This window comes from Pseudonocardia xinjiangensis (genome assembly GCF_050948425.1).
GTDB lineage: Bacteria > Actinomycetota > Actinomycetes > Mycobacteriales > Pseudonocardiaceae > Pseudonocardia > Pseudonocardia xinjiangensis.
This window is the reverse complement of record NZ_CP192009.1, coordinates 1,824,940-1,849,939: the sequence shown is the minus strand read 5'-3', so window position 1 is coordinate 1,849,939 and position 25,000 is coordinate 1,824,940. Positions and strand designations below refer to the sequence as shown.

23 protein-coding genes are annotated in these 25,000 nt (G+C 73.7%); 7 read left to right on the top strand and 16 right to left on the bottom strand.

All coding sequences use genetic code 11. The annotated features are described in order from the left end of the window. Nucleotides 1–2 precede the first annotated feature (2 nt). The 8 genes from ACQPZA_RS08730 to ffh all read right to left on the bottom strand — a co-directional run bounded on the left by ACQPZA_RS08730 (nt 3) and on the right by ffh (nt 6,460). On the bottom strand, nt 3–566 hold the full coding sequence (locus ACQPZA_RS08730; RefSeq protein ID WP_433279750.1) for a Clp protease N-terminal domain-containing protein: 564 nt from the start codon (nt 564–566) through the stop codon (nt 3–5). Between the two features lie 11 nt (nt 567–577). Then, the gene (locus ACQPZA_RS08725) at nt 578–793 is read right to left on the bottom strand and encodes a helix-turn-helix domain-containing protein (RefSeq protein WP_169396509.1); all 216 of its coding nucleotides are present in this window, start codon (nt 791–793) and stop codon (nt 578–580) included. A 136-nt stretch (nt 794–929) separates the two neighbouring features. Next, nucleotides 930–1,496: a ribosome maturation factor RimM gene (gene rimM, locus ACQPZA_RS08720; RefSeq protein WP_433279749.1), complete on the bottom strand. Its 567-nt coding sequence runs from the start codon at nt 1,494–1,496 to the stop codon at nt 930–932. Then, entirely contained in the window at nt 1,474–1,713 is a 240-nt protein-coding gene (locus ACQPZA_RS08715) for an RNA-binding protein (RefSeq protein WP_169396507.1), read from the bottom strand. The genes rimM and ACQPZA_RS08715 overlap by 23 nt, the downstream gene beginning before the upstream one ends. Further along, nucleotides 1,710–2,162, bottom strand: a complete 453-nt coding sequence (gene rpsP / locus ACQPZA_RS08710) for a 30S ribosomal protein S16 (RefSeq protein ID WP_169396506.1) — start codon at nt 2,160–2,162, stop codon at nt 1,710–1,712. The genes ACQPZA_RS08715 and rpsP overlap by 4 nt, the downstream gene beginning before the upstream one ends. A gap of 192 nt (nt 2,163–2,354) precedes the next feature. Then, the gene (locus ACQPZA_RS08705; protein WP_433279748.1) at nt 2,355–3,737 is read right to left on the bottom strand and encodes a lysostaphin resistance A-like protein; all 1,383 of its coding nucleotides are present in this window, start codon (nt 3,735–3,737) and stop codon (nt 2,355–2,357) included. An 89-nt stretch (nt 3,738–3,826) separates the two neighbouring features. Next, the gene (locus ACQPZA_RS08700; protein WP_433279747.1) at nt 3,827–4,918 is read right to left on the bottom strand and encodes an amidohydrolase family protein; all 1,092 of its coding nucleotides are present in this window, start codon (nt 4,916–4,918) and stop codon (nt 3,827–3,829) included. A gap of 3 nt (nt 4,919–4,921) precedes the next feature. Then, the gene (ffh, locus tag ACQPZA_RS08695) at nt 4,922–6,460 is read right to left on the bottom strand and encodes a signal recognition particle protein (RefSeq protein ID WP_169399568.1); all 1,539 of its coding nucleotides are present in this window, start codon (nt 6,458–6,460) and stop codon (nt 4,922–4,924) included. A gap of 125 nt (nt 6,461–6,585) precedes the next feature. Here ffh and ACQPZA_RS08690 point away from each other — a divergent pair, with 125 nt between their 5' ends. After that, nucleotides 6,586–6,960: an HNH endonuclease gene (locus ACQPZA_RS08690; protein WP_433279746.1), complete on the top strand. Its 375-nt coding sequence runs from the start codon at nt 6,586–6,588 to the stop codon at nt 6,958–6,960. Between the two features lie 21 nt (nt 6,961–6,981). Here ACQPZA_RS08690 and ACQPZA_RS08685 read toward each other — a convergent pair whose 3' ends face one another. Further along, nucleotides 6,982–8,094 carry a DUF4037 domain-containing protein gene (locus tag ACQPZA_RS08685; RefSeq protein ID WP_433279745.1) on the bottom strand — a complete coding sequence of 371 codons (1,113 nt, stop codon included), beginning with the start codon at nt 8,092–8,094 and terminating at the stop codon, nt 6,982–6,984. Between the two features lie 138 nt (nt 8,095–8,232). Here ACQPZA_RS08685 and ACQPZA_RS08680 point away from each other — a divergent pair, with 138 nt between their 5' ends. The 6 genes from ACQPZA_RS08680 (at nt 8,233) to ACQPZA_RS08655 (ending at nt 14,383) form a co-directional block, all read left to right on the top strand. After that, a complete protein-coding gene (locus tag ACQPZA_RS08680) occupies nt 8,233–9,249 on the top strand; it encodes a LacI family DNA-binding transcriptional regulator (RefSeq protein WP_433279744.1) in 1,017 nt (338 codons plus the stop codon). A gap of 128 nt (nt 9,250–9,377) precedes the next feature. Then, entirely contained in the window at nt 9,378–10,616 is a 1,239-nt protein-coding gene (locus tag ACQPZA_RS08675) for an ABC transporter substrate-binding protein (RefSeq protein ID WP_433279743.1), read from the top strand. Continuing rightward, entirely contained in the window at nt 10,609–11,622 is a 1,014-nt protein-coding gene (locus tag ACQPZA_RS08670) for a carbohydrate ABC transporter permease (RefSeq protein ID WP_433279742.1), read from the top strand. Before ACQPZA_RS08675 ends, ACQPZA_RS08670 begins: the two co-directional genes overlap by 8 nt. A 7-nt stretch (nt 11,623–11,629) precedes the next feature. Beyond that, nucleotides 11,630–12,457 carry a carbohydrate ABC transporter permease gene (locus ACQPZA_RS08665; RefSeq protein WP_169399563.1) on the top strand — a complete coding sequence of 276 codons (828 nt, stop codon included), beginning with the start codon at nt 11,630–11,632 and terminating at the stop codon, nt 12,455–12,457. A gap of 43 nt (nt 12,458–12,500) precedes the next feature. Then, nucleotides 12,501–13,280, top strand: coding sequence for a ThuA domain-containing protein (locus ACQPZA_RS08660; RefSeq protein ID WP_169399562.1), 780 nt, complete (start codon nt 12,501–12,503; stop codon nt 13,278–13,280). Continuing rightward, complete coding sequence (locus ACQPZA_RS08655) at nt 13,277–14,383, top strand: Gfo/Idh/MocA family protein (RefSeq protein ID WP_433279741.1); 1,107 nt, start codon at nt 13,277–13,279, stop codon at nt 14,381–14,383. The genes ACQPZA_RS08660 and ACQPZA_RS08655 overlap by 4 nt, the downstream gene beginning before the upstream one ends. Before the next feature lie 197 nt (nt 14,384–14,580). Here ACQPZA_RS08655 and ACQPZA_RS08650 read toward each other — a convergent pair whose 3' ends face one another. The 7 genes from ACQPZA_RS08650 to ACQPZA_RS08620 form a co-directional block, all read right to left on the bottom strand. Then, entirely contained in the window at nt 14,581–15,192 is a 612-nt protein-coding gene (locus ACQPZA_RS08650; RefSeq protein ID WP_312859498.1) for an AAA family ATPase, read from the bottom strand. Nucleotides 15,193–15,327: 135 nt separating this feature from the next. Beyond that, entirely contained in the window at nt 15,328–17,682 is a 2,355-nt protein-coding gene (locus tag ACQPZA_RS08645) for a [protein-PII] uridylyltransferase (protein ID WP_433279740.1), read from the bottom strand. Continuing rightward, the gene (locus ACQPZA_RS08640) at nt 17,679–18,017 is read right to left on the bottom strand and encodes a P-II family nitrogen regulator (protein WP_169399559.1); all 339 of its coding nucleotides are present in this window, start codon (nt 18,015–18,017) and stop codon (nt 17,679–17,681) included. The genes ACQPZA_RS08645 and ACQPZA_RS08640 overlap by 4 nt, the downstream gene beginning before the upstream one ends. Before the next feature lie 109 nt (nt 18,018–18,126). After that, nucleotides 18,127–18,465: a P-II family nitrogen regulator gene (locus tag ACQPZA_RS08635; protein WP_169399558.1), complete on the bottom strand. Its 339-nt coding sequence runs from the start codon at nt 18,463–18,465 to the stop codon at nt 18,127–18,129. A 3-nt stretch (nt 18,466–18,468) separates the two neighbouring features. Further along, on the bottom strand, nt 18,469–19,851 hold the full coding sequence (locus ACQPZA_RS08630; RefSeq protein WP_433279739.1) for an ammonium transporter: 1,383 nt from the start codon (nt 19,849–19,851) through the stop codon (nt 18,469–18,471). A 163-nt stretch (nt 19,852–20,014) separates the two neighbouring features. Further along, complete coding sequence (gene ftsY / locus ACQPZA_RS08625; protein ID WP_433279738.1) at nt 20,015–21,751, bottom strand: signal recognition particle-docking protein FtsY; 1,737 nt, start codon at nt 21,749–21,751, stop codon at nt 20,015–20,017. A 130-nt stretch (nt 21,752–21,881) separates the two neighbouring features. Next, nucleotides 21,882–24,905, bottom strand: coding sequence for an ATP-binding protein (locus ACQPZA_RS08620; RefSeq protein WP_433279737.1), 3,024 nt, complete (start codon nt 24,903–24,905; stop codon nt 21,882–21,884). Nucleotides 24,906–25,000: the final 95 nt, after the last annotated feature.

Here is a 25,000-nt window from a genome sequence, read left to right as displayed (position 1 = left end):
GGTCAGCCCGCCCGGCGGCCGCGGACAAGCTCCTCGACGATGATCCGCGTGGCGTCCTGCCGCACTCCCCGCGAGACGAGGATGTCGTGCGCGGCCCCGGTGGCGGAATGCAGCATGCCGAGCAGGATGTGCTCGGTGCCGATGTAGTTGTGCTTGAGGCGCAACGCCTCGCGCAGGGCGAGCTCCATCACCTTCTTCGCCGTGCGGTCGAACGGGATGTGCCCCCTCGGGCGACGGCCCGCCGCAGCCCGGGTCCGGTCCAGCGCCCCGGGGCCGAAGGCCTCCTCCACCTGGCGGCGCACCTCGTCGAGGTCGATGCCGAGCGTGGCCAGTGCCTCGGCGTCGGGGACCGGGGTGCCGTCCGGTCGCAGCTTCCCGACCTCGGCCTCCACGACGTCGCGGTCGACGCCGAGCGCTCCGAGGACGGTGATGGCCAGGTTGTCCGGTACGGCGAACAATGCAGCCAACAGGTGCTCGCTGCGGATGGCGTCCGCCCCGCGCTCTCTCGCCTGCTCCTGCGCGCCGACCACCACCAGGCGCGCCTTCTCCGTGAAACGTTCGAACATCTCCGCTCCCCTCAGAACCCGAACCGGCGGTACTTCTTGTGGACGGCCTGCCTGCTCACCCGCAGCACGTCCGCTATCTGCTGCCAGGACCAGCCCTGCGCCCGGGCGTTGGTGACCTGCAGCTCCTCCAACGACTCCAGCAGCCCACGCAGGGACGCCACCGCCGCCAACCCGACGGCCGGGTCCCTGCTGGACGCCGCCGCCGCGACCTGTGTCGCATCCGTCATGAGTGTCAACCTACGTTGACAGTGGCGGCGTTGTCAACCCTGGTTGACAGTTTGGAAACGACAGCGGGGTGGCACCGCGGACGTCGAACGTCGGCGGTGCCACCCCGCTGGGAGGAAGCAGAAAGCGATGAGGAGGTCAGGTCACGTCGAGCAGGCCCTCGGGTGGGGTGAGCACCACGCGCCCGCCGTCCAGGTCGACGGTGGGCACGATCGGGCGCACGAACGGCACGAGCGCGTCCGGCAGGTCGGGACGGGCCAGCACGAGCAGCTCCCCACCCGGGCCGTAGATCACCTCACGGACCGTCCCCACGACGGAGCCGTCCTCCAGCTCGGCCCGCAGACCCTCGAGCTGGTGGACGTGGAACTCGTCCGGATCCGTGGGCGGTGCCACGGCGTCGGTGCTGATCAGCAGCCGGGCACCACGCATCGCCTCGGCCGCGTTGCGGTCCGGCACCTCGACGAAGCGCACGAGGAGCCTCCCCGAGTGCGGCCGGGCGGACTCGACGGTGAGCGGGCCGTCCGGAACCCCGGCGCGTCGTGCGGTGAGCACGGCGCCGGGGGCGAACCGTTCGTCCGGTGAGTCGGTGTGCACGTCGACGACGAGCTCGCCGCGCAGGCCGTGGGCCCGGGCGACGACACCCACGAGCAGCTCGGTGGTGCCGGAGTCGTGCCGGGTGCCGTTACCGGTCGGTGTCGACGACATCGACCCGCACGCCCCGGCCTCCGATACCCCCGACGACGGTGCGGAGCGCGGTGGCCGTGCGGCCGCCCCGGCCGATCACCTTGCCGAGGTCCTCCGGGTGCACCCGAACCTCGAGGGTGCGTCCCCGGCGTGTGGTGACGAGCTCCACCTGCACGTCGTCCGGGTGGTCGACGATGCCCCGGACGAGGTGGTCGAGCGCGTCCGCGAGGACACTCACGACTCGGTGGCCTCAGTGGCCGAGGTGGCCTCACCCTCGGCGGAGTCGGCCTTCGGCCGGCGGTCCCCGCGCTTGCGCGGCGTGGTGGCCTCGGTGGTGGGCTCCTCGCCCGCCGCGGCGAGGGCCGCCTGGAAGCGCGCGAGCCGGTCGACCTTCTCCTTCTGCGGCTTCAGGGTGCCCTCGGTGCCGGGCAGGCCCTTGAACTTCTGCCAGTCGCCGGTGATCTCCAGCAGGTGCTGCACCGGGTCGGTGGGCTGCGCACCCACACCGAGCCAGTACTGCGCCCGCTCGGAGTCGACCTCGATCAGGCTCGGCTCGTTCTTCGGGTGGTACTTGCCGATGGTCTCGATGGCCCGGCCGCTGCGGCGGTTGCGGGCGTCGGCCACGACGATGCGGTAGTACGGCTGACGGATCTTGCCCAGTCGCATCAGCTTGATCTTGACGGCCACGCTGGTGGGTGCTCCTCGCGGATCATGGTGCTTCGGGTGAGTCCGCGCGGCTCGCGTGGGGTTACGGGCTGCGCTTCGTCGACGTGTGGTGGCCGCGGCACGGTAGAGGGCCAGCCGCAGAGCCGATCCACCATTCTGCCAGACGCACTGGCGCCGCGACGCAGGGAGCCGTCCGATCCGCCCGTACGGCCGTCACCCGGTCGGCATGACCCCCAGCAGCCCGAGCATCAGCACGACGCCGGGCAGCAGGTTGTTGACCTGGTGGGCGACGATGCTGGGGAGCAGCCTGTCCGAGTAGAGGCGCGCCACCGCGATCGGGATCGCGACCACGAGCAGCAGCGGCGTCCGCGTGAACTCGAAGTGGGCCATCGCGAACAGCAGGGTGGTCACGGCGAAGGCCACCCAGCGGTTCGCCAGCCGCTCGACCCCGCCCCACAGCAGCCCGCGGTAGACGATCTCCTCGCACAGCGGCGCGAGGAACACCACGATGACCAGCACGACCACGGCGAGCACCGGGCCGGTCCTGATCGAGCCGAAGACGTCACCGACCGCCGAGCTGGCGTCCTGCCCGACGATCGAGACGTACACGAGCGACGCCGGGATCGTCACGGCGAGGCCGCCCAGCCCGAACGCGAGGCCCAGTCCGACATCGCGCCACGACCACTGCAGGTGCAGGTCGACCCGCGGGCCGTTGCCCCTCAGCACGGTGATCAGCACCGCCGTGCCGGCCGCGAGCACGGTGGGCACCGCCAGCGCGATGATGAGGCTGCCGACCATCGGCACGTCCCCGAGCACGGCCCAGCCGACCAGCACGGAGGTGAGCAGGAACACGGCTTCGACGAGCACGTAGGCGCCGAGGCCCCACCGGTGGGTGCGGACCGGGAAGGGGCCGCGCGCCCGGCCCGCGGGGTGCGTGGCCGCCGGCCCCGCCGGCGGAGGACCCGGCGGCAGGGCACCGGGGTAGGGCCCCGGAGGGAAGGCGTTCGCCGGGTAGCCGCCCTGGGGGTAGCCGCCCGGGGGGTACAGCTCCCACGGGTGCGGGCCCGGCGGAGGCGGACCGGGCGGGTACGGGCCGGGGCCGCCCGGGGCGTAGGCGCCGGGGCCCTCAGGACGGGCGACAGGTTCGGCCGGTGGGGCCGGATACGTGAGCGCGGCACCCGGCGCAGCAGGTGCCGCCGCGCCCGGGGCCGGCTCCGGAGGCCGCGGGGACCACTCCGGCGCGCTCCAGGGGGAGCCCACCGCCGTGCCATGGCCGTTCGAACCGGCACCGTTGCTGCCGTTCGGGCCGCTGCCGTTCGAGCCGCTGCTGTGGGGACCGCTGCCGTTGCCGCCGCCTGCCGGGCCGCCGTCGACAGGGCCGGGGCCGGCCCCGCTGTCGGTCGGACTCGCGCCGTCCGGGTCGCTGGTGGGCGGGTCGCTGGTGGGCGGAGTGCCGGCCGCGCTGCTCGGCGAGCCGATGTCGCTCGGGCCGTCGTCGGCCGACCCCGCGCGTGCCGGGCCGGTATCGCTCGAGCCGACGGCGTCCGGATCTCTCGGACGCTCCTCTGACGGCTCGTTCCCCTCCGCTGCTCCCACCCACCCGACGCTACCGGCCCTGGGCAGGGGGCGTCGCCCCAAAGCTGTGGGTGGTGGACACGGTTGCGCCGCACCGGCGCGCACCGGGTTCAGCCGCCGGCGTGCACCGGGCGGCCGCGCAGCATCACGAGGGCGGGTTCGCGCAGGACCGCGAGGTCGGCGCGCGGGTCGGACCGGTAGACGACGAGGTCGGCGCGCGCCCCCGGTTGCACAGCCGAGCGGCCGAGCCAGCGCCGGGCCGACCAGCTCGCCGCGCCGAGCGCGTCGACGGCGGACATCCCCGCTCCGTGCAGGGCGACGATCTCGTCGGCGAGGCGTCCGTGCTCGATCCCGCCACCCGCGTCCGTGCCGGCGTAGACGGGCACCCCGGCCTCGACGGCCCGCTGCACGACCCCCACGGCTCCGGCGTGCAGCTTCCGCATGTGCGCCGCGTAGGTCGGGTACCTGCCGGCCATGTCGGCGATGCCGGGGAACGTGTCGATGTTGATCATGGTGGGGACCAGTGCAGTGCCGCGTGCCGCCATCTCCGCGATGAGGTCGTCGGTGAGCCCGGGACCGTGCTCGATGCAGTCGATACCGGACCGGATCAGGCCCGGGAGGGCGTCGGCCCCGAACACGTGGGCCGTGACCCTGGCCCCCGCGGCGTGAGCCGCCTCGACCGCGGCGACCAGCACGTCGTCGGGCCACACCGGCGCGAGGTCGCCGACGGACCGGTCGATCCAGTCGCCCACCAGCTTCACCCAGCCGTCCCCGGCCGCAGCCTGCTCGGCGACCACGTCCGGCAGCAGCGCCGGGTCGTCGAGCTCGGCGGCGACACCGGGGATGTAGCGCTTCGGACGGGCGATGTGCACCCCGGCGCGGATGATCTCCGGCAGGTCGTCGCGGACCTGCAACGGGGTGGTGTCGAGCGGTGAGCCGCAGTCGCGGATCAGCAGCGTGCCGGCGTCGCGGTCGGTGCGGGCCTGGGCGTCGGCCTCCTCGAGCCCGACGGCGCCTGCCGAGCCGAGCCCGATGTGGCAGTGCGCATCGACGAGCCCCGGCACGATGTACCCGCCGTCGATCAGCGTCTCCGCGCCGGGGATGTGCTCCACGAGCACACCCGCCGCGTCGACGAACAGCTCGACGGACTGCTCGTCGCCGGCCCCTCCCGGACCCAGGAGCACCCCCCGCAGCCGGTACACGGGCTACTTCCCCTTCGGGAACTTCAGCTTGCTCGGGTCGAAGCCGGGCGGGAGCTGGTCGAGCCCCGGCGGGAGCTGGCGCAACGACGGCGGCAGACCCGAGAGGTCGGGAGCGGCGCCGCCGAAGCCGGCGGGCAGGGCCGGACGGGGCGAGGAGGGACCGCGCCCCTTGCCCTTCTTGCCCTTGCGCCCCTTGGCCTGCTTGCGGGTGGCGCTGCGGCCACCGCCGAAACCGAACTGCCCGGCCATCTGCTTCATCATCTTGCGTGCTTCGAAGAACCGGTTGACCAGCTCGTTCACGTCGGTGACGGACACCCCGGACCCGTTGGCGATGCGCAGCCGGCGCGACCCGTTGATGATCTTCGGGTCAGCCCGCTCCCCCGGGGTCATGCCGCGGATGATGGCCTGCAGCTTGTCGAGGTGCTTGTCGTCGACCTGGGCGAGCGCGTCTTTCATCTGCCCGGCGTTGGCCCCGGGGAGCATGCCGAGGATGTTGCCGATCGGCCCCATCTTGCGCACGGCGAGCATCTGCTCGAGGAAGTCCTCGAGGGTGAGCTCCCCCGTGCTGATCTTGGCGGCGGCCTTGGCCGTCTGCTCCTCGTCGAACGCCGACTCGGCCTGCTCGATCAGCGTGAGCAGGTCGCCCATCCCCAGGATGCGGCTGGCCATCCGGTCGGGGTGGAAGACGTCGAAGTCGGCGAGCTTCTCACCGCTGGACGCGAAGAGGATGGGCTCGCCGGTGACCTCGCGCACCGACAGCGCCGCGCCACCGCGGGCGTCGCCGTCGAGCTTGGTGAGCACCACGCCGCTGAAGCCCACGCCGTCGCGGAACGCCTCCGCGGTGGCCACGGCGTCCTGACCGATCATGGCGTCGACGACGAACAGCGTCTCGTCGGGCCGGGTGGCGTCGCGGATGTCGGCGGCCTGCCGCATCAGCTCCTCGTCGACGCCGAGGCGGCCCGCGGTGTCGACGATGACGACGTCGAACATCTTCTCGCGGGCGTGGGCGACGCCGCGGCGGGCGACGTCCACCGGGTCGCCGACGCCGTTGCCCGGTTCGGGGGCGAACGTGGTGACGCCGGCCCGCTCGCCGACGATCTGCAGCTGGGTGACCGCGTTGGGCCGCTGGAGGTCACACGCGACGAGGAGGGGGGTGTGCCCCTGCCCCTTGAGCCAGTGGGCCAGCTTCCCGGCCAGCGTGGTCTTGCCGGAGCCCTGGAGACCGGCCAGCATGATCACGCTCGGCGGCTCCTTGGCCAGCCGCAGACGCCGGGTCTCGCCGCCGAGGATCGTCACGAGCTCGTCGTTGACGATCTTGACGACCTGCTGGGCGGGGTTCAGCGCGCCGGAGACCTCCGCACCCTTGGCCCGCTCCTTGACCCGCGCGATGAAGCCGCGGACCACCGGCAGCGCGACGTCGGCCTCCAGCAGCGCGATGCGGATCTCGCGCGCGGTGGCATCGATGTCGGCGTCGGAGAGCCGCCCCTTGCCACGCAGGTTGGCCAGGGTGCCGCTGAGGCGCTCGGAGAGGGTGTCGAACACCCGGCCCAGCCTACTGGGGCGATGGTCACCCGCGCTGCACCGGAGCGCCGTGGAGACCCCTCGGTGGGTCGGGGCGCCTCGCCCGTCCCGTGCGCCGCGCGCCGCGGCGGCGGACACTCGAGGTGATGACCGCTCGAACCGGACGCCAGGAGCGGCTGCGCAGCGCCGTGGAGCGCGACGGCCCCCGCTGCGTGTGGTGCCGCCGCGAGTGCACCGGCCTCGTCCGCGCCACCACCGACCACCTCGTCCCGAAGGTCAAGGGCGGCCCGTCCTGGCTCGAGAACGAGGTGGTCGCGTGCGCGCGCTGCAACCGGGAACGCGGGCACCGCAGCCCCACCGACTGGGTCGCGGAGTGCGAGCGTCGCGGCTGGCGGCCCGACGCCGACGCCGTCGCCCGGGCCCTGCGCTCCCTGGACCGAGCCATCGTCGAGCGCGGTGGTCAGCGCCGCGCCCGCCCCTACCTCGCGGCCCAGCTGCGCCGGGTGGCCCGGGCGGCCTGACTGCGGACGGCCGCCGCCGCGTCAGCGGGCCTCGGATGCCTCGGGCGTGGTGAGCACGGCCCGAGCCGCGGCCCGGCACCGGCGGCGGTCGGACAGCACGTCGGTGCTGTCGACGTACTGGTCGATCGCACCCACCACGGGCAGGGACCGGATCTCCGCAGCGCTGATGCCGGCGACGAGAGCGGCGGCGAAGCGCTCGGCGCGCAGCACCCGGAACGGCCGTTCGTGATAGGGCCGGGTGGCCGGGTCCACCGGTTCGGTGAGCCCCAGCCGGTTGTGCATGCCGGCGATGTCCTCGTAGGCGCGGGCGAGGTGCTGCTCCCGGTCCCGCCATCCGGTGGCGGCCAGTGCCGCGGTGAGCGTGGGCGTGAGGCCCGGCGCACAGCCGAGCCGGGCGAAGGCGCTGCCCAGCCATTTGCTGTAGGGCGGGTAGCTGCGACCCATCAGGAGACACAGGCGCATCAGGTCACGGACCAGGCGAGCGCCGACGACGGCCGAGCCGAGCTCGTCGCCGACCTCGCCGCACCGCCCGACGAAGGCCTCCTCCTGGGAGATGCGCTGCCACTGGCAGGCCAGGACGTGGCGCCACACGTCCGGCGGGTACCACGCCAGCCGGGAGCGGGCCGCGACGAGCTGGGCGAGTCCGTCGTGGAACACCACTCCTGCGCTCGCCTCGGCCAGTGCCTGCGTGGGGGTGGCCAGCCAGTCGGCCACGGTGACGGCACGACGTGGGTCGAACCCCAGGTGCCGGGAGAACCAGGTGCCGAGATCGGTGACCTCGACCCGGTGGTGGACCGGCCCTTCGGTGGCCGCCATGCGCCGGACCTGCTCGTTCTCCGTCGGCACGAAGTGGGTGGGGTAGCCGAGGAAGGTCGCGGGCAGGCGGTCGGCCAACATCTCGACGATCTTCTCCGCGTACCGGTCCGCGTCGGCCGGATGCAGGAACACCTGTAGCCGCGGCCCCCACTCGTGGTCGGCAGAGCGCGGGGTGTCGAAGCCGAGCACCTCCGAGCCGCTCCCGATGCGGGCGGCGGTGTGCGCGATGTGGCCGACGTACCTGCGGAGCAACGGCTCCACCGCGTCGTCGTAGTACCGCCGCGACAGGTGCAGGCCGGGAACGAACGCGTGGTCCACGAGCCCGAATGGTGGTGGACGCCCGCGGCCGGGGCGATCGGTTTCGACGACGATGCGGGTCTTGCCCTCCCCCGTGATCTCTCGCTACCGTCACGCTGCTGTCGATGCGTATCGACACCACTGGGGGGCGACGCCGCGATGGTGACCAGCAGGGACGTCGCCCGGGCCGCCGGGGTCTCCCAGAGCACGGTCTCCTACGTGATGAGCGGCCGGCGGCCGATCTCGGCCGAGACGCGCCGGCGGGTCGAGGCGGCGATCGAACAGCTCACCTACCAGCCGAACGCGGGCGCCAGGGCGCTCGCGAGCCAGCGCACCCAGGTGATCGGCCTCGTCGTGCCGTTCGCCCCGGGTGTCGACACCACGGGGCTGCTGCCCTTCATCGAGACGATCGCCTCCTGCGCGCGGGCGGCCGACCACGACGTCCTCCTCGTCACCGCGGACGAGGGGTCGGCAGGCCTCGAACGGCTGGCCGGACGGTCGCTGTGCGACGCCATCGTGATGATGGACATCGAGGCCGACGACGCCCGGATCCCGGTGGCCGCGGCGCTGCGCGTGCCGGTGATCCTCATCGGCGTTCCCGACGACAGTGCCGGGCTGCACTGCGTCGACCTGGATTTCCCGCTGGCCGGGCGCATGGCGGTGGACGAGCTGGCCGGGATCGGGCACGACCGGATCGTGGTCGTCGGCCATCCGGCCGAGGTGGTGAAGCGCGACGTCAACTTCGTCCGGCGGTTCCACCGCGGAGCGGCCGCCGCCGCCGATGCCCGCCGGGTGGCGCTGCACGTCGTGGCACCGGTGCCGTCGGACCGGGCCGGCATCGAAGCGGTCGTGGAGCAGGTGCTCGCCGCGGGCGGCGACCGGCCGGGCGTGGTCGTGCCGAACTCGCAGGCGGTCCAACCGGTGCTGCAGGCCCTGCTCGACCGCGGGCTCGTCCCGGGTCGCGACCTGTCCCTCGTCGCGCTGTGGCCCGACGTCGCCGCCGAGGCCGTCACGCCCGCCGTCACCAACGTGTCGCTCGAACCACGGGACGTGTCGCGCCGGGCCATGCAGACCCTGTTCCAGCTCCTCGACCCGGATCAGGAACCGCCGTCCGAGCTCGTGCAGCTCATCTCCCCGCGCCTGACCCGCCGAAGAACCACCCTGCCCCCTTCCTGACCACCCACCGCGGCCACACCGGTTCCGATGGGCGCAATCGATACGTATCGACAGCAGCACCGCAGGTCGACAACTGAACCGAAGGATGTACGCCGCCCCCGCGGACGGCATCGACGAGAGGACCAGACATGGCTCGACGAGGAGCACGACTGGGCAGGACCGCGCTGGCGACCGCCACCGCACTGGCGACCGCGGCGACCCTCGCCGCCTGCGGCGGAGGCGGGGCCGGCGACTCCGGTGGCCCCGTGACCAGCCTCCGCGTTCTCGACTACTACAACAACGAGCCGGAGAACACGGTGTACGCCGATCTCCTCAACGCCTGCGGGCAGCAGGCGGGCGTGACGATTCAGCGCGAGGCCGTGCCCGGCGCCTCGCTGATCGCCAAGGTCCTGCAGCAGGCGTCGTCCCGGACGCTCCCCGACGTCCTGATGCTCGACAACCCCGACCTCCAGCAGATCGCGGCGACCGGAGCGCTCTCCCCGATCACCGACTTCGGCCTCTCCACGGACGGCTACGCCGACGGCATCGTCAGCGCCTCGACCTACGAGGGCAAGGTCTACGGGATGCAGCCGGTGACCAACACCATCGGCCTCTTCTACAACGAGGACATGCTGGCCGCGGCCGGTGTGACACCCCCGAAGACCTGGGACGAGCTGAAGGCGGCAGCCGCGAAGCTCACCTCCGGCGACCGGTACGGGCTCGCGTTCAGCGCGCCGGCCAACTACGAGGGCACCTGGCAGTTCCTGCCGTTCATGTGGTCCAACGGCGGGGACGAGACGAACATCGCGAGCCCGCAGGTGGCCCAGGCCCTGCAGCTGTGGGTCGACCTCGTGACGTCGGGGTCCGCGTCGAGGTCGGTGGTCAACTGGACGCAGGCCGACGTCAACGAGCAGTTCGGCGCGGGCAAGGCGGCCATGATGATCAACGGTCCGTGGCAGTTCCCCGCGCTGGCCCAGAAGGCCCCCGACCTGAAGTACGGCGTTGTGCCGATCCCGGTCCCCCACGCCGGCGCCACCGAGGTCGCCCCGCTCGGCGGCGAGACCTGGACCCTCCCCCGCACCGGCGACGAGGCACGCCAGAAGAAGGCCGCGGAGATCGTCGCGTGCCTGAACTCGGACGCCACGCAGATGGACCTCGCCACGGAGCGCAGCTCCGTGCCGACGAAGACCGCGCTGCTCGACGGCTTCGTCGCGCAGGCCCCGACGATGGCCGCGTTCACCGAGCAGGTGAAGACCGCGCGGGCGCGCACCGGCAAGCTCGGGGCGGACTGGCCCGCCGCCGCCACCAAGATCTACACGGCCGTCCAGAGCGCCATCACCGGCGGCGCCACCCCGGACGCCGCTCTGCGACAGGCCCAGAATGGCTGAGGAGGGCCGGGCGGGCGGCACGACCGCCCGCCCGCCGCTCCTGACGGTGGTGGCCCCGGATCCGCCGGCACCGGGCGCCGCGGCCGGCACCGACCGGCCCGGTCGCGCGGGGTGGTGGTCGCCGCGGGGGCGGGAGCGGTTGCTCCAGCTGGGGTTCCTGCTCCCCGCCGTGGCCTACCTGCTGCTCTTCTTCGGCTACCCCGTGGTGCAGAACGCCGTGATGGCGTTCCAGGAGTACACGACGGCCACCTTCTACACGGGCGAGGCGCCCTGGGTGGGGTTCGACAACTACGTGGCGGTGCTGACGTCCGCGGTGTTCAACCAGGCGCTGGTCAACACGGTGCTGTTCACCGTCGGGTCGATCGCGGGGCAGTTCGTGATCGGACTGGCGATCGCGGTGTTCTTCCAGCGCCGCTTCCCGCTCAGCGGGGTGCTGCGCTCCCTGCTGCTCCTGCCGTGGCTGATGCCGCTGATCGTGTCCGGCGCCGTCTGGCGCTGGATCCTCGACCAGGACAACGGCGCGCTCAACCGGTTCCTCGGCGGGGTGGGCCTCATCGGGGAGAACCCGGGCTGGCTCACGAGCACGTCGCTGGCGCTGATCGCGGTGATCGTCGTGAACATCTGGGTGGGGATCCCGTTCAACACCACGATCCTCTACGGGGGTCTGCAGGACGTCCCCCAGGAGCTCTACGAGGCGGCGGCCCTGGACGGAGCCACCGGCTGGCGGGCCTTCCGGCACGTCACCTGGCCGCTGCTGCGGCCGGTGGTGAACGTCGTGCTGGTGCTCGGCGTCGTCTACACGATCAAGGTGCTCGACATCATCCTCGGGCTCACCGGCGGCGGCCCCGCCAACGCCACCCAGACGATCGCCACGCAGTCCTACCACCTGTCCTTCCAGGAGTTCCGGTTCGGCCAGGGCGCCGCGCTCGGCAACGTCCTGATCGTCATCTCGCTGGTGTTCGCGCTCTTCTACCTGCGTGCCAACCGGCGCGCCGGACAGGGGTGAGGCCGTCATGGCAGTGATCGCAGGCCGGCGCGCCCGGCGCTCGTGGGGGAACACGGTGGTCGGGATCCTGATCCTCGCCGTGATGCTGTTCCCCGTCTACTGGATGGTCAACGTCTCGCTGCAGCCCAGCGGCTCCGCGGTCGGCACCCCGTGGCTGCCCCTCCACCTGAGCTTCGACGGGTACGCCACCGCGGTGCGCGAGCAGGGTGGCCACCTGGCGACCAGCCTCGTCGTCGCGGTGGGCAGCGTGGTGTTCAGCCTGCTCGTCGCCACCCCGGCGGCCTACGCACTCGCGCAGTTCAAGGTGCGCGGGGCAGGCGTGGTGCTGTTCGCGATCCTGATCAGCCAGATGATCCCGGGGATCGTCGTGGCGAACGCCCTCTACAGCGCCTACAACGACCTCGGCCTGCTGAACTCGATCCCCGGGCTGATCCTCGCCGACTCCACGCTCGGCATCCCGTTCGCGATCCTGATCATGCGGGCGTTCCTCGGCAGCATCCCGGCCGAGGTGATCGAGGCCGCGCGGGTGGACGGCGCAGGTCAGATCCGCGCGTTCGTCTCGGTGGTGCTGCCGATGAGCCGCAACGCCCTGATCACGGCCGCGCTCTTCACCTTCCTGTTCACCTGGAGCGACTTCCTGTTCGCACTGACGCTCACCACCACCGAGGACGTCCGGCCCGTGACGCTGGGGCTCTACCAGTACATCGGGACCTACGTGAACGACTGGAGCGCGGTGATGGCCACCGCCGTCCTCGCGTCCCTCCCCGCCGTGGTGCTGCTGGTGGTGGCGCAGCGCTTCGTCGCCGCCGGCGTGACCAGCGGCGCCGTCAAATGACCCGCATGCCCGAGTGTCCCGACGACGAAAGGCAGAACCGGCTGTGACCGACCCGTCCTCCGCCCCCATCCGCGTGACCGTGTGGGGGGAGAACCGCCACGAGCAGATCGAGGAGCACGTCGCGAAGATCTACCCGCAGGGGATGCACACGACGATCGCCGAGGGCATCACCGAGAACCTGGGAGACGGCTGCGCCGTCCGCACCGCCACCCTCGACGACCCCGAGCACGGCCTCACCGAGGAGGTGCTGGCGGAGACCGACGTGCTCACCTGGTGGGGGCACGCCGCCCACTCCGAGGTGGCCGACGAGGTGGTGGAGCGCGTGCACCGGCACGTCCTGTCGGGCATGGGTCTCGTGGTGCTGCACTCCGGGCACTGGTCGAAGATCTTCATGAAGCTGATGGGCACCAGCTGCACCCTGCGGTGGCGCAGCGAGCACGACCGCGAGCTGATCTGGACGGTCGACCCCACGCACCCGATCGCCCAGGGCGTGCCCCACCCGTTGATCATCGACGAGGACGAGATGTACGGGGAGTTCTTCGACATCCCGGCCCCCGACGAGCTGGTCTTCGTCAGCTCGTTCAGCGGTGGCGAGGTGTTCCGCAGCGGCTGCACGTTCCGCCGCGGCCACGGGAAGATCTTCTACTTCCGCCCCGGCGACCAGGACTTCCCCACCTACCACCACCGCGACGTCCGCCGGGTGATCGCCAACGGCGTGCAGTGGGCGCGCACCGACCGGGCCGAGCGGGCCCAGCCGGAGCTGCTGCGCTACGAGACCGGCGAGTTCTTCACCGGCCGGTCCTACGCGGGGCCGATCGAATGACCCACCGCACGATCCCGGGCGACGAGCCGCTGCGGGTGGTGCTGGCCGGGGCGGGCAGCATGGGCCGGGCGTGGCTCTCGACCATCGTCGCCGCGCCCGACGTCGAGCTGGTGGCCGTCGCCGACATCGACCTCGATGCCGCCCGGTCGGCCACCGCCGCCGCGGGGTGGCCCGACCTCCCGGTCGGCGCCGACGCGGTCGCCCTCGCCGCCGCCACGGGCGCCCACGCCGTGGTCGACGCGACGGTCCCGGAGGCCCACCACCCCGTCACCACCGCGGCGCTCTTCGCCGGCCTGGCCGTGCTCGGGGAGAAGCCCGTGGCCGCGACGCTGGCGCAGGCGCTGTCGCTGGCCGCGGCGGCCGAGGTGACCGGCGAGCTGTTCATGGTGAGCCAGTCGCGGCGGTGGAACCCGCAGCTGTTCGCGCTGCGGGCCATGGCGGCGGACCTCGGCGCGCTCGGGACGCTCACCACCGAGTTCTTCCGGGCGCCACGGTTCGGCGGGTTCCGCGAGGAGATGGCGCATCCGCTGCTCGTCGACATGGCGATCCACCCCTTCGACTCGGCCCGGTTCGTCCTCGGCGCCGAGCCGGTCGCGGCCTACTGCGAGGCGTACAACCCGTCGTGGAGCTGGTACGACGGGGCGGCCGCCGCCACGGCCGTGTTCGAGATGGAGGGCGGCATCCGCTACGTCTACACCGGAAGCTGGTGCAGCCCCGGCGCCGAGACCTCCTGGAACGGCGTGTGGCGGGTGAGCGGTGAGAAGGGCTCGGCCCGGTGGGACGGCGACACCGGACCGGTGCTCGACGCCGACGTGCTGCCCGCGGAACGGTCACCGTCGCCGTACTCGGGCATCGCGGGGGCGCTCCAGGTGTTCGCCGAGGCACTGCGCACCGGCAGCACCCCGATGGGCGAGGTGCACGAGAACGTGCTGAGCCTCGCCATGGTGGAGGCGGCCGTGCGGTCGGCCGAGAGCGGCAGGCGGGTGCTGATCGACGACGTGCTCGACCAGGCCCACGAACAGGCGCTGCGCGAGGAGACCCACGCGGACGTCCGCGCGGCGCTCGCCGGTTGGACGTCGGTGCGCAGCGCTCTCACCGCCTGACCCGGTGCCGGGCCGGACCCAGCGGCCCGGCACCAGGCCGTGTTGAGAAAGCCCCTGATCGCGGTCTTCGCGCCCAGATCGTCCCTGGCGGCGTTGCCGCCCCGACCGGGTACGCCAGGTACGACGGCTCGGGGCGGCGCCTTGCCAGGAACGATCTGGATCACGAAGCCCATCGATCAGTACTTCCTCAACACGGCCTAACTCTGTTGGGCTCGCCCGGTGTCCAGCCGCAGGCCGCCGGCGGCCGCTGCCCGGTCGAGCACCGTGACGCTCTCCCAGCCCGCGGGCACGCCCGCGAGGAGCTCGGCAGTGGCGGACGAGGCCCGGTGCGCGTGCCCGGCGAAGGAGCGCTCGGGCACCATCCGGCCCCGTTCGCACTGCCCCCGCCGGGCCTCGTCCGGGTCGACGTGCATCCAGAGCAGGTGCGCGCTGCGCCCGGTGGCTGCCGCGAGCCGGGCGAGTACCGCGCGGGTGCGCTGGTCGGTGGCGGGCAGGTGGACGACCACCGTGGGCGTGGCCGAGACGGCCGCGGTGAGCACGGCCAACCGGTGCAGCAGGTGCACCAGTGGCCGGTACCAGGCGTAGGGCAGCACGCCCAGGAGGCGCCGCAGCGCCACGCGCTGGGTCTCGGAGTCGAGCACGGCGCGGCCCCGGTCGGCGGGCAGCCCGGCGAGCAGGGTTGACTTCCCCGCTCCCGGGATGCCTGCCACGAGCAGCAGCGTGCGACCGGGCAGGGCGAGGCGCACGGGCGGGGCGGCCGGTGTGGGGGCTGCGGCGGCCGGTGCGGCGGTCGAGCTCGCTCTCGTCACGAGAGGTCAACGTCCGTTCCGGGTGGTTCGTTCCGATCGCCCGCCCCCCGTGGGCCCGGCGGCCGTCCCGTTGCAGCAAAGCCACGTTCATGCAACCACGTTGCGGCAACGTGGCTTTGCCGCAATTCGGGGGCGCTACCCCGCCGCCGCGAGCACCGCCCGCTCGATCTTGCGGCGCTCCGCCGTGCTCAGCGCTCCCCCGGTGCCCGGCCCGGCGAGGCAGAACGAGTCGACGACGGACGCACCCAACGTGGCCACCCTGGCCCATCTCAGGTCGGCGCTGCATTCCTCCAGCGCGGCGGCCACGTGGTGCAGGAGGCCGATCCGGTCGGTGCCACGCAGCTCCAGCACCACGGCCCCGGTGGCCTCGTCGTCGAACCACAGCACCCGGGGCGGGGCCGGCGGTTCCCCGCTCGGGCTGATCGGGGCGTAGTCGCGCTCCTTGCGCGCCAGCGCGTCGGCCAGCGCGAGACCGCCGTCGAGCACCCGGATCAGGTCCGACCGCAGGAGCGCCGGGTCGGGCAGCCCGCCGAAGCGCGGGGAGACGGTGAAGGTGACGACGGCCGCCTGCTCGGCGGACGGCAGCTCGGCCGCGTGCACCTCCAGGGAGTGCAGCGCCAGCACACCGGCAGCGGCCGACAGGGCCCTCGGGCCGTCCGGCACCGCCACGATGACGGTGGCCGGGTCGGCGCGGTCGTCGAGCCGGATCTGCGGCTGCCCGTCGTCGGCGACGGCACCGGCGAGCTCCGCGGCGTCGGCGCTCAGTGCGGCGGGCGCCGGCAGCGGCTCCCCGGCCAGCAGGGCCCGGCAGCGGCGTACCAGGTCCTGGATCAGGGTCTGCTTCCACGGGCTCCAGACCCCCGGGCCGGTGGCGAGCGCGTCGGCCTCGGCGAGGGACTCCAGCAGGTCGAGGACGAGCCCGCTGCCCTCCAGCGTCTCGACGACGCGGGTGATCGTGGCCGGGTCGTCGAGGTCGCGCCGGGTGGCCGTGTGCGGCAGCAGCAGGTGGTGTCGCACCACCTGACCCAGCACGGCCACGTCCGTGTCGGGGAAGCCGAGTCGCCTGCCCACCTGCAGGGCCAGCGACTCCCCGACGACCGAGTGGTCGCCGTTGCGCCCCTTGCCGATGTCGTGGATCAGCGCGCCGACGAGCAACAGGTCCGGGCGCGCCACGCGGGTGGTGAGCCGGGCAGCCTGGGCGCAGGCCTCGACGAGGTGCCGGTCGACGGTCCACACGTGCGCACGGTCGCGCGGCGGCAGGTCGCGCACCGCGCCCCACTCGGGGAACAGCCGCCCCCACAGCCCGGTGCGGTCCAGCGCCTCCACCACGTCCACGAGCTGACGCCCGGTGCCCAGTAGCGAGAGCAGCTCGCCCAGCGCCGACGGTGGCCACGGCTCGCGCAGCTCGGGGGCGGTGTCGGCGAGCCGGTGCAGCGTGCCGGCGGCGATCGGCAGGCCGGTGCGGGCCGCGGTGGCCGCCACCCGCAGCACCAGCCCGGGATCACGGGGAGCCACGGCGTCGCGGGCGAGCGCCACCTCGCCGCCGTGCTCGACGACGCCGCTGTCCAGCGGACGCCGCACGGGAGCGCGCCGCAACGCGGCCAGACCGCGCCGCGGCAGGGCGCTGCGCGCGGAACGCAGCCCCACCTCGGCGGCGAACGCCACCGACCGGGCCGCGCCGGACAGGGCCCGCGCGAGCTCGAACCGGTCGGAGATCTCCAGCGCGGCCGCCACCTCGTCGGCGTCCTGCGCCCGCAGCACGTCTCGGGGCCGCCCGGCGAGCCGGTGCAGTTCGGTGCGGACGTCCAGCAGCAGCCTGCGGGCCTCCCCCACCTCGGCGCCCGGACGGTCGACGAGCTGGGCGGCGGCCAGCGCGTCGAGCAGTTGGATGTCGCGCAGCCCGCCGTGCCCGCTCTTCAGGTCCGGCTCCACCCGGTGCGCGACGTCACCGACCTTCCGCCAGCGCTCCTGGGCGGAGTCGGCGAGCTCGTCGAAGCGGCCGCGGATGCCGGCCCGCCACGCCTGCCGCACCGCGGCGCGCACCTTGTCCGAGAGCGCGGTGTCGCCCGCGATGTGCCGGGCCTCCAGCAGCCCGAACGCGGCACGCAGGTCGGTGGCCGCCACCTGGACGGCCTGACCCGGGGTGCGCACCGAGTGGTCGAGGCCGATCCCCGCGTCCCACAGCGGGTACCACAGCTGCTCGGCCAGCCGCTCGACGTCCTTGCGGCCGTCGTGCAGCAGCACCAGGTCGAGGTCCGACCACGGGGCCAGCTCACGGCGGCCCAGCGCTCCGACGGCGATGAGCGCCGCGCGGTCGGTCAGCCCGATGGACGCCGCCCGCGACGACAGCCAGAAGTCGTGCAGGTCCACCAGCGCCGTGCGCAGCGCCTCGGGCCCGAGCCTGCGCTTGCCCACCCCCGGGTCCAGCAGCACGGCTTTCGCCCGGACCAGGTCCCCCGCGTCTCCCGACGCCACAGCCAGGGCACTCACAGCGCGTCGGCACCCCGCTCGCCGGTGCGGACCCGCACGACGGTGTCGACAGGTGTGACCCACACCTTGCCGTCACCGATCTTGCCCGTGCGGGCGGCGCCCGACACGGCCTCGATCACCTGCTCCACGGCGCCGTCGTCGACGACCACCTCGACGCGCACCTTGGGCACGAGATCGACGTGGTAGTCCGCACCCCGGTAGACCTCGGTATGGCCGCGCTGCCTGCCGTACCCCGACGACTCGCTGACGGTCATCCCGGCGATGTCCAGACGCTCGAGTCCGGCACGGACGTTCTCCAGTGCGAACGGCTTGATGATGGCGGTCACCAGCATCATCACGATCCTCCGATCGGTGACGAACCAGACAGTTCCGGAAAACGCGCCGGAGCCCGCCGCACGATCATGCTGTGCAGCGGGCCCTCGGATCCGACGTCAGATGAAGTGATCAGATGGCGTCGGTGCCGCGCTCACCGGTACGGACCCGGATCACGCTCTCGACCGGAGTGACCCACACCTTGCCGTCACCGATCTTGCCCGTACGGGCCGCCTCGACCACGGCGTCCACCACCTTGTCGGCGAGTGTGTCGTCGGCGACGACCTCCACCCGGACCTTCGGCACGAAGTCCACGGAGTACTCCGCGCCGCGGTAGACCTCGGTGTGGCCCTTCTGGCGCCCGTACCCCTGCACCTCGCTGACCGTCATGCCCAGGACGCCGATCTGCTCCAGCGCCCCCTTGACGTCCTCGAGGACGAACGGCTTGACGATCGCCGTGACCAGCTTCATCGCTCAGCTCTCCTTGCCTGCGTTTGCCGGAACGTGCTCCGCGGCCGCGTTCGTGGCTGCGGACGGCCGAGGCGTCCCGAGACCGCCGATGCCGTGGAGAGTGGAGAAGTCGTAGCCGGTCTCGGCGTGCTCGGTCTCGTCGATGCCGGTGGCCTCCTCCTCCGGGCTGACCCGCAGGCCCATGACCGCCTTGACGATGTAGGCCAGGATCAGGCTCACGACGAAGGAGAACGCCAGCACCGCGACCGCCCCGACCGCCTGCCGCCAGAGCTGGTCGACACCGCCGCCGTAGAAGAGGCCGTCCACCCCGGCCGGCGCGCTGGAGGTGGCGAAGAAACCGACCAGCAGGGTGCCGGCCAGACCGCCGACGAGGTGGACACCGACCACGTCGAGTGAGTCGTCATAGCCGAAGCGGAACTTGAGACCGACGGCCAGCGCGCACAGGATGCCGGTGATGACCCCGATCGCGATGGCGCCGATCGGCGAGACCGACGAACACGACGGCGTGATGGCGACGAGGCCGGCGACGAGGCCGGACGCCGCGCCGAGGCTGGTGGGCTTGCCGTCGCGGATGCGCTCGACCAGCAACCAGGCCAGCATCGCGGCCGAGGTGGCCACCAGCGTGTTGACGAACGTGAGGCCCGCGACGCCGTTGGCCGCGACGGCCGAACCGGCGTTGAAGCCGAACCAGCCGAACCACAGGAGGCCGGCGCCGAGCATGACCAGCGTGAGGTTGTGCGGGCGCATGGGCTCGCGCGGCCAGCCGCGGCGCTTGCCGAGCACCAGCGCGAGTGCGAGAGCGGCGGCACCGGCGTTGATGTGCACCGCGGTGCCACCGGCGAAGTCGATCGCCTTGAGGTCGTTGGCGATCCAGCCACCGTTCTCGGCGGTGACGCCGTTGAACGAGAAGACCCAGTGCGCGACCGGGAAGTAGACGATGGTGGCCCACAGTCCGGCGAACAGCAGCCACGGGCCGAACCGCAGGCGGTCGGCGACGGCACCGGAGATCAGGGCGACGGTGATGATCGCGAACATCGCCTGGAAGGCGACGAAGACCGTGGCGGGAATGGTGCCGACCAGCGGGATGTCGACGGGCGGCCCACCCTCGGTCGCGAGGTAGGTGCCGCCGAACAGGCCCTTGAGCCCGGCGAACTCCGCCGGGTTGCCGAGCAGCCCGCCGCCCACGTCGTTGCCGAACGCGACGGAGTAGCCGTAGAGCACCCACAGCACGCCGACCAGCCCGAGCGACGAGATGCTCATCATCATCATGTTCAGCACGCTCTTCGAGCGGACCATGCCGCCGTAGAACAGTGCCAACCCGGGTGTCATCAGCAGCACCAGCGCTGAGCTTGCCAGCATCCAGGCGGTATCGCCGGTATCGAGCACGTCAACTCCTTCCCGTCAGTCGCCGCTTTGCCTGGAGGTGGCGAGTGGAGCGGCAGATGACGGGAACTATCTGGCCGGCATGTTTCGCGCATCGTCCGCCGCTGTTTCGTAGCGGTGAACGCGCCGGCCCGTGGAGTTACATCCGGATTACACAGCCGGATTCTCAGGCCAACAGTGCATCGACGAATGCCGCGGGCTCGAACGGGGCGAGGTCGTCGGGCCCCTCACCGAGCCCGACGAGCTTGACCGGCACCCCCAGCTCGCGCTGCACGCGGAACACGATGCCGCCCTTCGCGGTGCCGTCGAGCTTGGTGAGCACGATGCCGGTGACGTCGACGACCTCGCCGAACACCCGGGCCTGGGTGAGCCCGTTCTGGCCGGTGGTGGCGTCGAGCACGAGCAGCACCTCGTCCACGGCGGCCTGCCGCGAGACGACCCGCTTGACCTTGCCCAGCTCGTCCATCAGGCCGGTCTTGGTGTGCAGCCGGCCCGCGGTGTCGAGCAGTACGGCGTCGGCGCCCTCGTCGGTGCCCTGCTTCACGGCGTCGAACGCCACGCTGGCCGGATCGGCGCCCTCCGGGCCGCGCACCACGGTGGCTCCCGCCCGCTCGCCCCAGGTGCCCAGCTGCTCGGCGGCGGCGGCGCGGAAGGTGTCGGCCGCACCGAGCACCACGTGGCGCCCACCGGCCACCAGCACCCTGGCCAGCTTGCCGGTGGTGGTGGTCTTCCCGGTGCCGTTGACCCCGACGATCAGCAGCACGGCGGGCCTGCCGTCGTGCGGGAGCGCGCGCAGCGAGCGGTCGAGATCGGTGCGCAGGGCGGCGGTGAGGACCTCGCGCAGCAGCTGCCTCGCCTGCTCCGACGTACGCACGGCGCGGCGGGCCAGCTCGGTACGCAGGGTCTCCACCAGTTCGGAGGTCATCTCGGGGCCGAGGTCGGCCTGCAGCAGCATGGCCTCCACGTCCTCCCACGACTCCTCGTCCAGCTCCCCGGCCCCCAGCAGGCCGAGCAGCCCCTGGCCGAAGCCGGAACGCGACCGGGCCAGCCGGCCGCGCAGCCGCTCGAGCCGGCCCTCGGCGGGGGCGATCTCCGGCGGCGCGGTGGGCGGGGCGGGCGGCGCGGCGCCGTTGGTGGAGGGCGCAGCGGCCGGAGGCGTCACGGTCCGGGCCGCCTCGGGGGCGGGCGCTGTGTCCGGGCCCGGCGTGGTCCTGGTGGGCGTGGTCTCGGCCGGCGGGGCGGCGGCGGAGGGTGCGGTCTCGGCGGCCGGGGGCGTCTCCGGCACCGCGGGACGGGCGGGCGGGGCCTCGGCAGGCGGCGCGGTCTCGGCCACCGGGCCGGGGACCGCGGTCGTCTCCGGTGGTGCCGTGGGCGCGGGAGAGGCGGTCTCAGGGACCGCCGAGGCGGTCCCGGCCGCGGGTGCCCGCTCGGCGGGCGGAGCGGTCTCCGCCGGCGGCGTTGCCCGGGACGGGGTCGTGTCGGGCGCCGGGGATGTGTCGGCCGGCGGCGCGGTGTCGGCCGGCGGGGCCGTCCGGGCGGGCGGTGGGGTCTGGGCCGGAGGCGCCGTCTCGGCCGGCGGCGCGGGGGGCGCGGTGTCCACCGGCGGCAGCAGGTCCGCCGTGGGCGCGCGGTTCGTCGGCGGTGCCGCGGGTTCGGCCCGCTGCTCCGGTGGTGCGGCCGGGGGGGCAGCCGTATCGGAGCCCGCCGTGAAGGAGAAGCCGCTCTCGGCCTTGTAGGTGCCGCCGCGTGGCGGGGCGGTGCCGGGGCTCGTGCCGCCCTCGACCTCCCCCGGCTCACGCAGGCTTATCCGCCGTCGCCGCAGCAGCACCAGCCCCAGCGCGACGGCGACGAGCAGGACCACCGCCGCGATCGCGATGATGATCCAGAAGGTCTCCGTGGTCACCTGTCCACCCTGTCATGCGAAGCAGCGGCAGGGGCGCCAAGCACCTGGCGTTCACCGTGATCGTTGTCAGATCGACGAGATGGCCCTGGCCAGGGCGATCCTCAGGACCTCGGGAAGATCATGTCGCCGGTCACTCCCTCGTCGGCACCGGTTGCGGTGTGTAGCGGCAGACCGTGCCGACGCCGACGGTGGCGCGGAGGTGCTCGGCGAGCTCGGGGTGCACGGCGTCCACCCGGCGCAGCGCGTCCCGGATCCGCGCTCCCACGGTCTTGCGGGCGCGCTCGGTCTCGTCCCCGAGGCGCCGGGGTCGCCCGCCGAGCCCTGTGGCGGCGGCGAGCTCGGCCAGCAACGCGTCCCGCTCCGCCTGGAGCCGCTCGGCCCGGTGCAGGTCCTGGAACTCGACCGCCTCGTCGATGTCGCCGTCGAGCTCGCCCAGGCGGTGGCGGTAGCGGGCCCTCGCCCGGTCGTCGAGCACGGGATCGGACCCCGTCGGCGGCACGTCCCGGCCCAGCAGCGTGAGCACGTGCACGTCCCGCCCGGGAGAGCCGAGGAGGACGGCGAGGTCGCGCAGGCCCTTCGCGTCGGGCAGGTGCTCCACGCGGCCCCGGAACGCCAGGCGCCAGGTGCCGCCGTCGCGCTCCACCACCGGCTCGTCCGGCCCGGCGCCCATGCGGGCGAGCGCGTCGAGACTGCGCCGCGACCAGGCCGCGACCCCCAGCCGGTCGCACTGCCGCGCCGCCGCGGTGAGGTGGGCCACGGCCGCGTCCCGCCGTCCGAGGCCTGCGGCCAGCTCTCCGAGGAGATGGTCCACCGGCCCGTAGTAGGCCGCGCACCCGCCGACCACGACGTGCAGCCCCGCGACCGGGACGAGCCGCTCGTAGGTCCACGTGCGCTGCGCGTCCGAGCCGACGGCCGCGAAGACGGTGGCGGCCACGGCGACCAGTTCGAGGTCGTACTTCTGCAGCACGTCCTGTACCGCGAAGTCCCCGAGACGCTCGGCGGCCTCCTCGTACCGGCCGCGGAACGCCGGGGCGAGCGCGCGGATCAGCGGGAACACCGGCCACAGCTGGTCGTTCTCGTCCAGGCCACCCAGGTCGAGCGTCAGCTCAGGGCCGCCGATCGCCATGAGCGAGGACCGCAGCGTGGCGAAGCAGCCGGGGGCGTCGGGCTCGCCGATCGCGGAGCCCAGCTCCAGCGCGGCGCCCGCGAGGTCGGTGGCCTCCTCGACGCGCCCGGCGAGCTCGGCGAGAGTCGCCCGGCGGCTGAGCGCGCCCCAGCGGCCGCGCGCGTGTCCGAGCCCGGCCGCGAGGTGCACGTACCGTTCGAGCGCGAGCCGACCTGCCGGGTCGCCCGTCTCGATGAGCGCGGTGGCCGTCAGCTGGTGGGCCACCGCGACGAGCTCCGGGTCGTCCGCCGCAACGGCGGCGGCCAGCATCTCGTCCAGCACCGGGAGCCGCTCGGACGCGCGCCCCGGCACCCACAGGACGTCGTGCAGGGCCAGCAGGGACTCCGCCCGTGAGCGCGGGTCGCCTGCCGCCAGCGCCACGGCCTGCTCCGCGGCCTCGACGGCCTCCGGGTCGACGCGGCGCGGGTCCGCGTGCCGCCGGGCCCGCGCCAGGGTGGCGAGCAGGCTGCAGCGCAGCGCGACGTCAGCCGTACCCGACGCGGCCAGTGCCTTGTCCGCCTCCTCCAGCACGGAGATCACCGTGGCGTACTCCACCGGGTCGCGGCTGCCCAAGCCGTAGCGGCCCATCGCCGCCCGCGCCACCGCCTCCCACTCGCCCCCGGCCCGCCCCAGCCGGACGGCCTCGTCGTAGGCGGTCCGCGCCGCGTCGGCGCTCCCGGCCCGCGCCTGCGCCGCTCCGAGCTCCACGAGCAGGCGGGTGCGCTGCGCCGACCCCGCGGGCGGGGCCACCGCGTCGATCACACCCAGCGCGAGCTCGTAGTGCCGGCAGGCGTCCTCGTGACCGAGCCGGGAGGTGGCGTCCCGGGCGGCGAGCACGGAGAACCGCACCGCCTCCCCGGCCGCGGGCGGTCCGGCCGCGACGAAGTGGGCGGCGAGCCGGGACAGCCGGTCCCCCGTGAGCGCATCCGGCGGGGTGACGTCCCGCAGTGCCGCGCCGACGGCCGCGTGGAGCTCGGCGAGCCGGGCCGACGGGCAGTCCGCGAGCAGCGTCTCCCGGTAGAGGTCGTGGACGAAGGAGGTCCTCGCCCCGTCCGGCGCGAGGACCCGCGCGGCGACGGCCTCGTCGATGAGAGCCGTGGTCCCGGCGGCGTCGCCGGTCGGGAGCGCGCGGCCCAGCACCTCGGGCTCGACGACGCGGCCGGCCACCGCGGCGGCGGTGAGCATCGCGGCGCACGGCGCGGAGAGGCGCCCGAGCCGCCGCCGCAGGACGCCGAGCACGCCGTCGGGGATCCGCCCGGCCGCCGTCGCGTCCCAGCCGTCGGCGACGCCGAGCCGGCACACCTCGCGCACGAAGAACGGGTTCCCGCCGCACCGGCTCCGGATCTCCTCCGCCCGTTCGATGGGCGCGTGCGGCCCGCCCGTGCGCCGCATGAGCGCGGCGACGTCGTCGGCCGTCAGCCCGCCCAGCTGGAGCAGCTGTGCCGTCTCGGTGAGCCGGCGCAGCTCGGCGCCCGACTCGGTGTCACGGAAGGCGCCGAGCAGGAGGACGCGATCGGCGGCGAGCTGCGTGCGGAGGAAGGACAGCAGCCGGACGGACGCCTCGTCGGCCCACTGCAGGTCGTCGAGGACCACAGCCAGTGGCGAGTGCGCAGCCAGCTCGGCCAGCACCCGGGCCACCGCGTCGAACATCTCGAACGGCAGTGCCGCCGACGGGCCGTCGGGCGCGGACCGCTCGATCAGGCGGGCGGCCTCGCCGAGCTGCACCGTGGACCGGTCGACGGAGCGCAGGACCTGCGTCCACGGCCAGTAGGGCGGCGCGACGGCCGCCTCCCAGCAGGTGCCCCGCAGCACCCGGGCCCCCTGCGCCGCGGCCGTCCGCACGACCTCTCCGAGCAGCGCGGACTTCCCGATGCCCGGCTCCCCCGACACCAGCAGCAGCTGCCCGGCCCCGCCGAGGACCTCGTCGAGCGCCACCCGGGCCGCGGCGAGCGTGGCCTCGCGGCCGACGAGCCTGCGGTCCTGATCCACTCCCCCATTCTCGTCCCCACCGGACCGATCGGATCTCGCGGCCCGCGAGCCGGAAACTCGCGCCTCCAGGTGGAGGGCGCGCCCGCCGGTGCGTC

Excerpts from the sequence above, each read along its gene's own strand:
- ACQPZA_RS08670 (WP_433279742.1), top strand. The coding sequence starts at position 10,609 with ATGGCTGAGGAGGGCCGGGCGGGCGGCACGACCGCCCGCCCGCCGCTC.
- ACQPZA_RS08725 (WP_169396509.1), bottom strand. The coding sequence starts at position 793 with ATGACGGATGCGACACAGGTCGCGGCGGCGGCGTCCAGCAGGGACCCG.
- rimM (WP_433279749.1), bottom strand. The coding sequence starts at position 1,496 with ATGTCGTCGACACCGACCGGTAACGGCACCCGGCACGACTCCGGCACC.
- ACQPZA_RS08640 (WP_169399559.1), bottom strand. The coding sequence starts at position 18,017 with ATGATGCTGGTGACCGCCATCATCAAGCCGTTCGCACTGGAGAACGTC.
- ACQPZA_RS08665 (WP_169399563.1), top strand. The coding sequence starts at position 11,630 with ATGGCAGTGATCGCAGGCCGGCGCGCCCGGCGCTCGTGGGGGAACACG.
- ACQPZA_RS08655 (WP_433279741.1), top strand. The coding sequence starts at position 13,277 with ATGACCCACCGCACGATCCCGGGCGACGAGCCGCTGCGGGTGGTGCTG.
- ACQPZA_RS08680 (WP_433279744.1), top strand. The coding sequence starts at position 8,233 with ATGGTGACCAGCAGGGACGTCGCCCGGGCCGCCGGGGTCTCCCAGAGC.
- ACQPZA_RS08730 (WP_433279750.1), bottom strand. The coding sequence starts at position 566 with ATGTTCGAACGTTTCACGGAGAAGGCGCGCCTGGTGGTGGTCGGCGCG.
- ACQPZA_RS08675 (WP_433279743.1), top strand. The coding sequence starts at position 9,378 with ATGGCTCGACGAGGAGCACGACTGGGCAGGACCGCGCTGGCGACCGCC.
- ACQPZA_RS08635 (WP_169399558.1), bottom strand. The coding sequence starts at position 18,465 with ATGAAGCTGGTCACGGCGATCGTCAAGCCGTTCGTCCTCGAGGACGTC.
- ACQPZA_RS08690 (WP_433279746.1), top strand. The coding sequence starts at position 6,586 with ATGACCGCTCGAACCGGACGCCAGGAGCGGCTGCGCAGCGCCGTGGAG.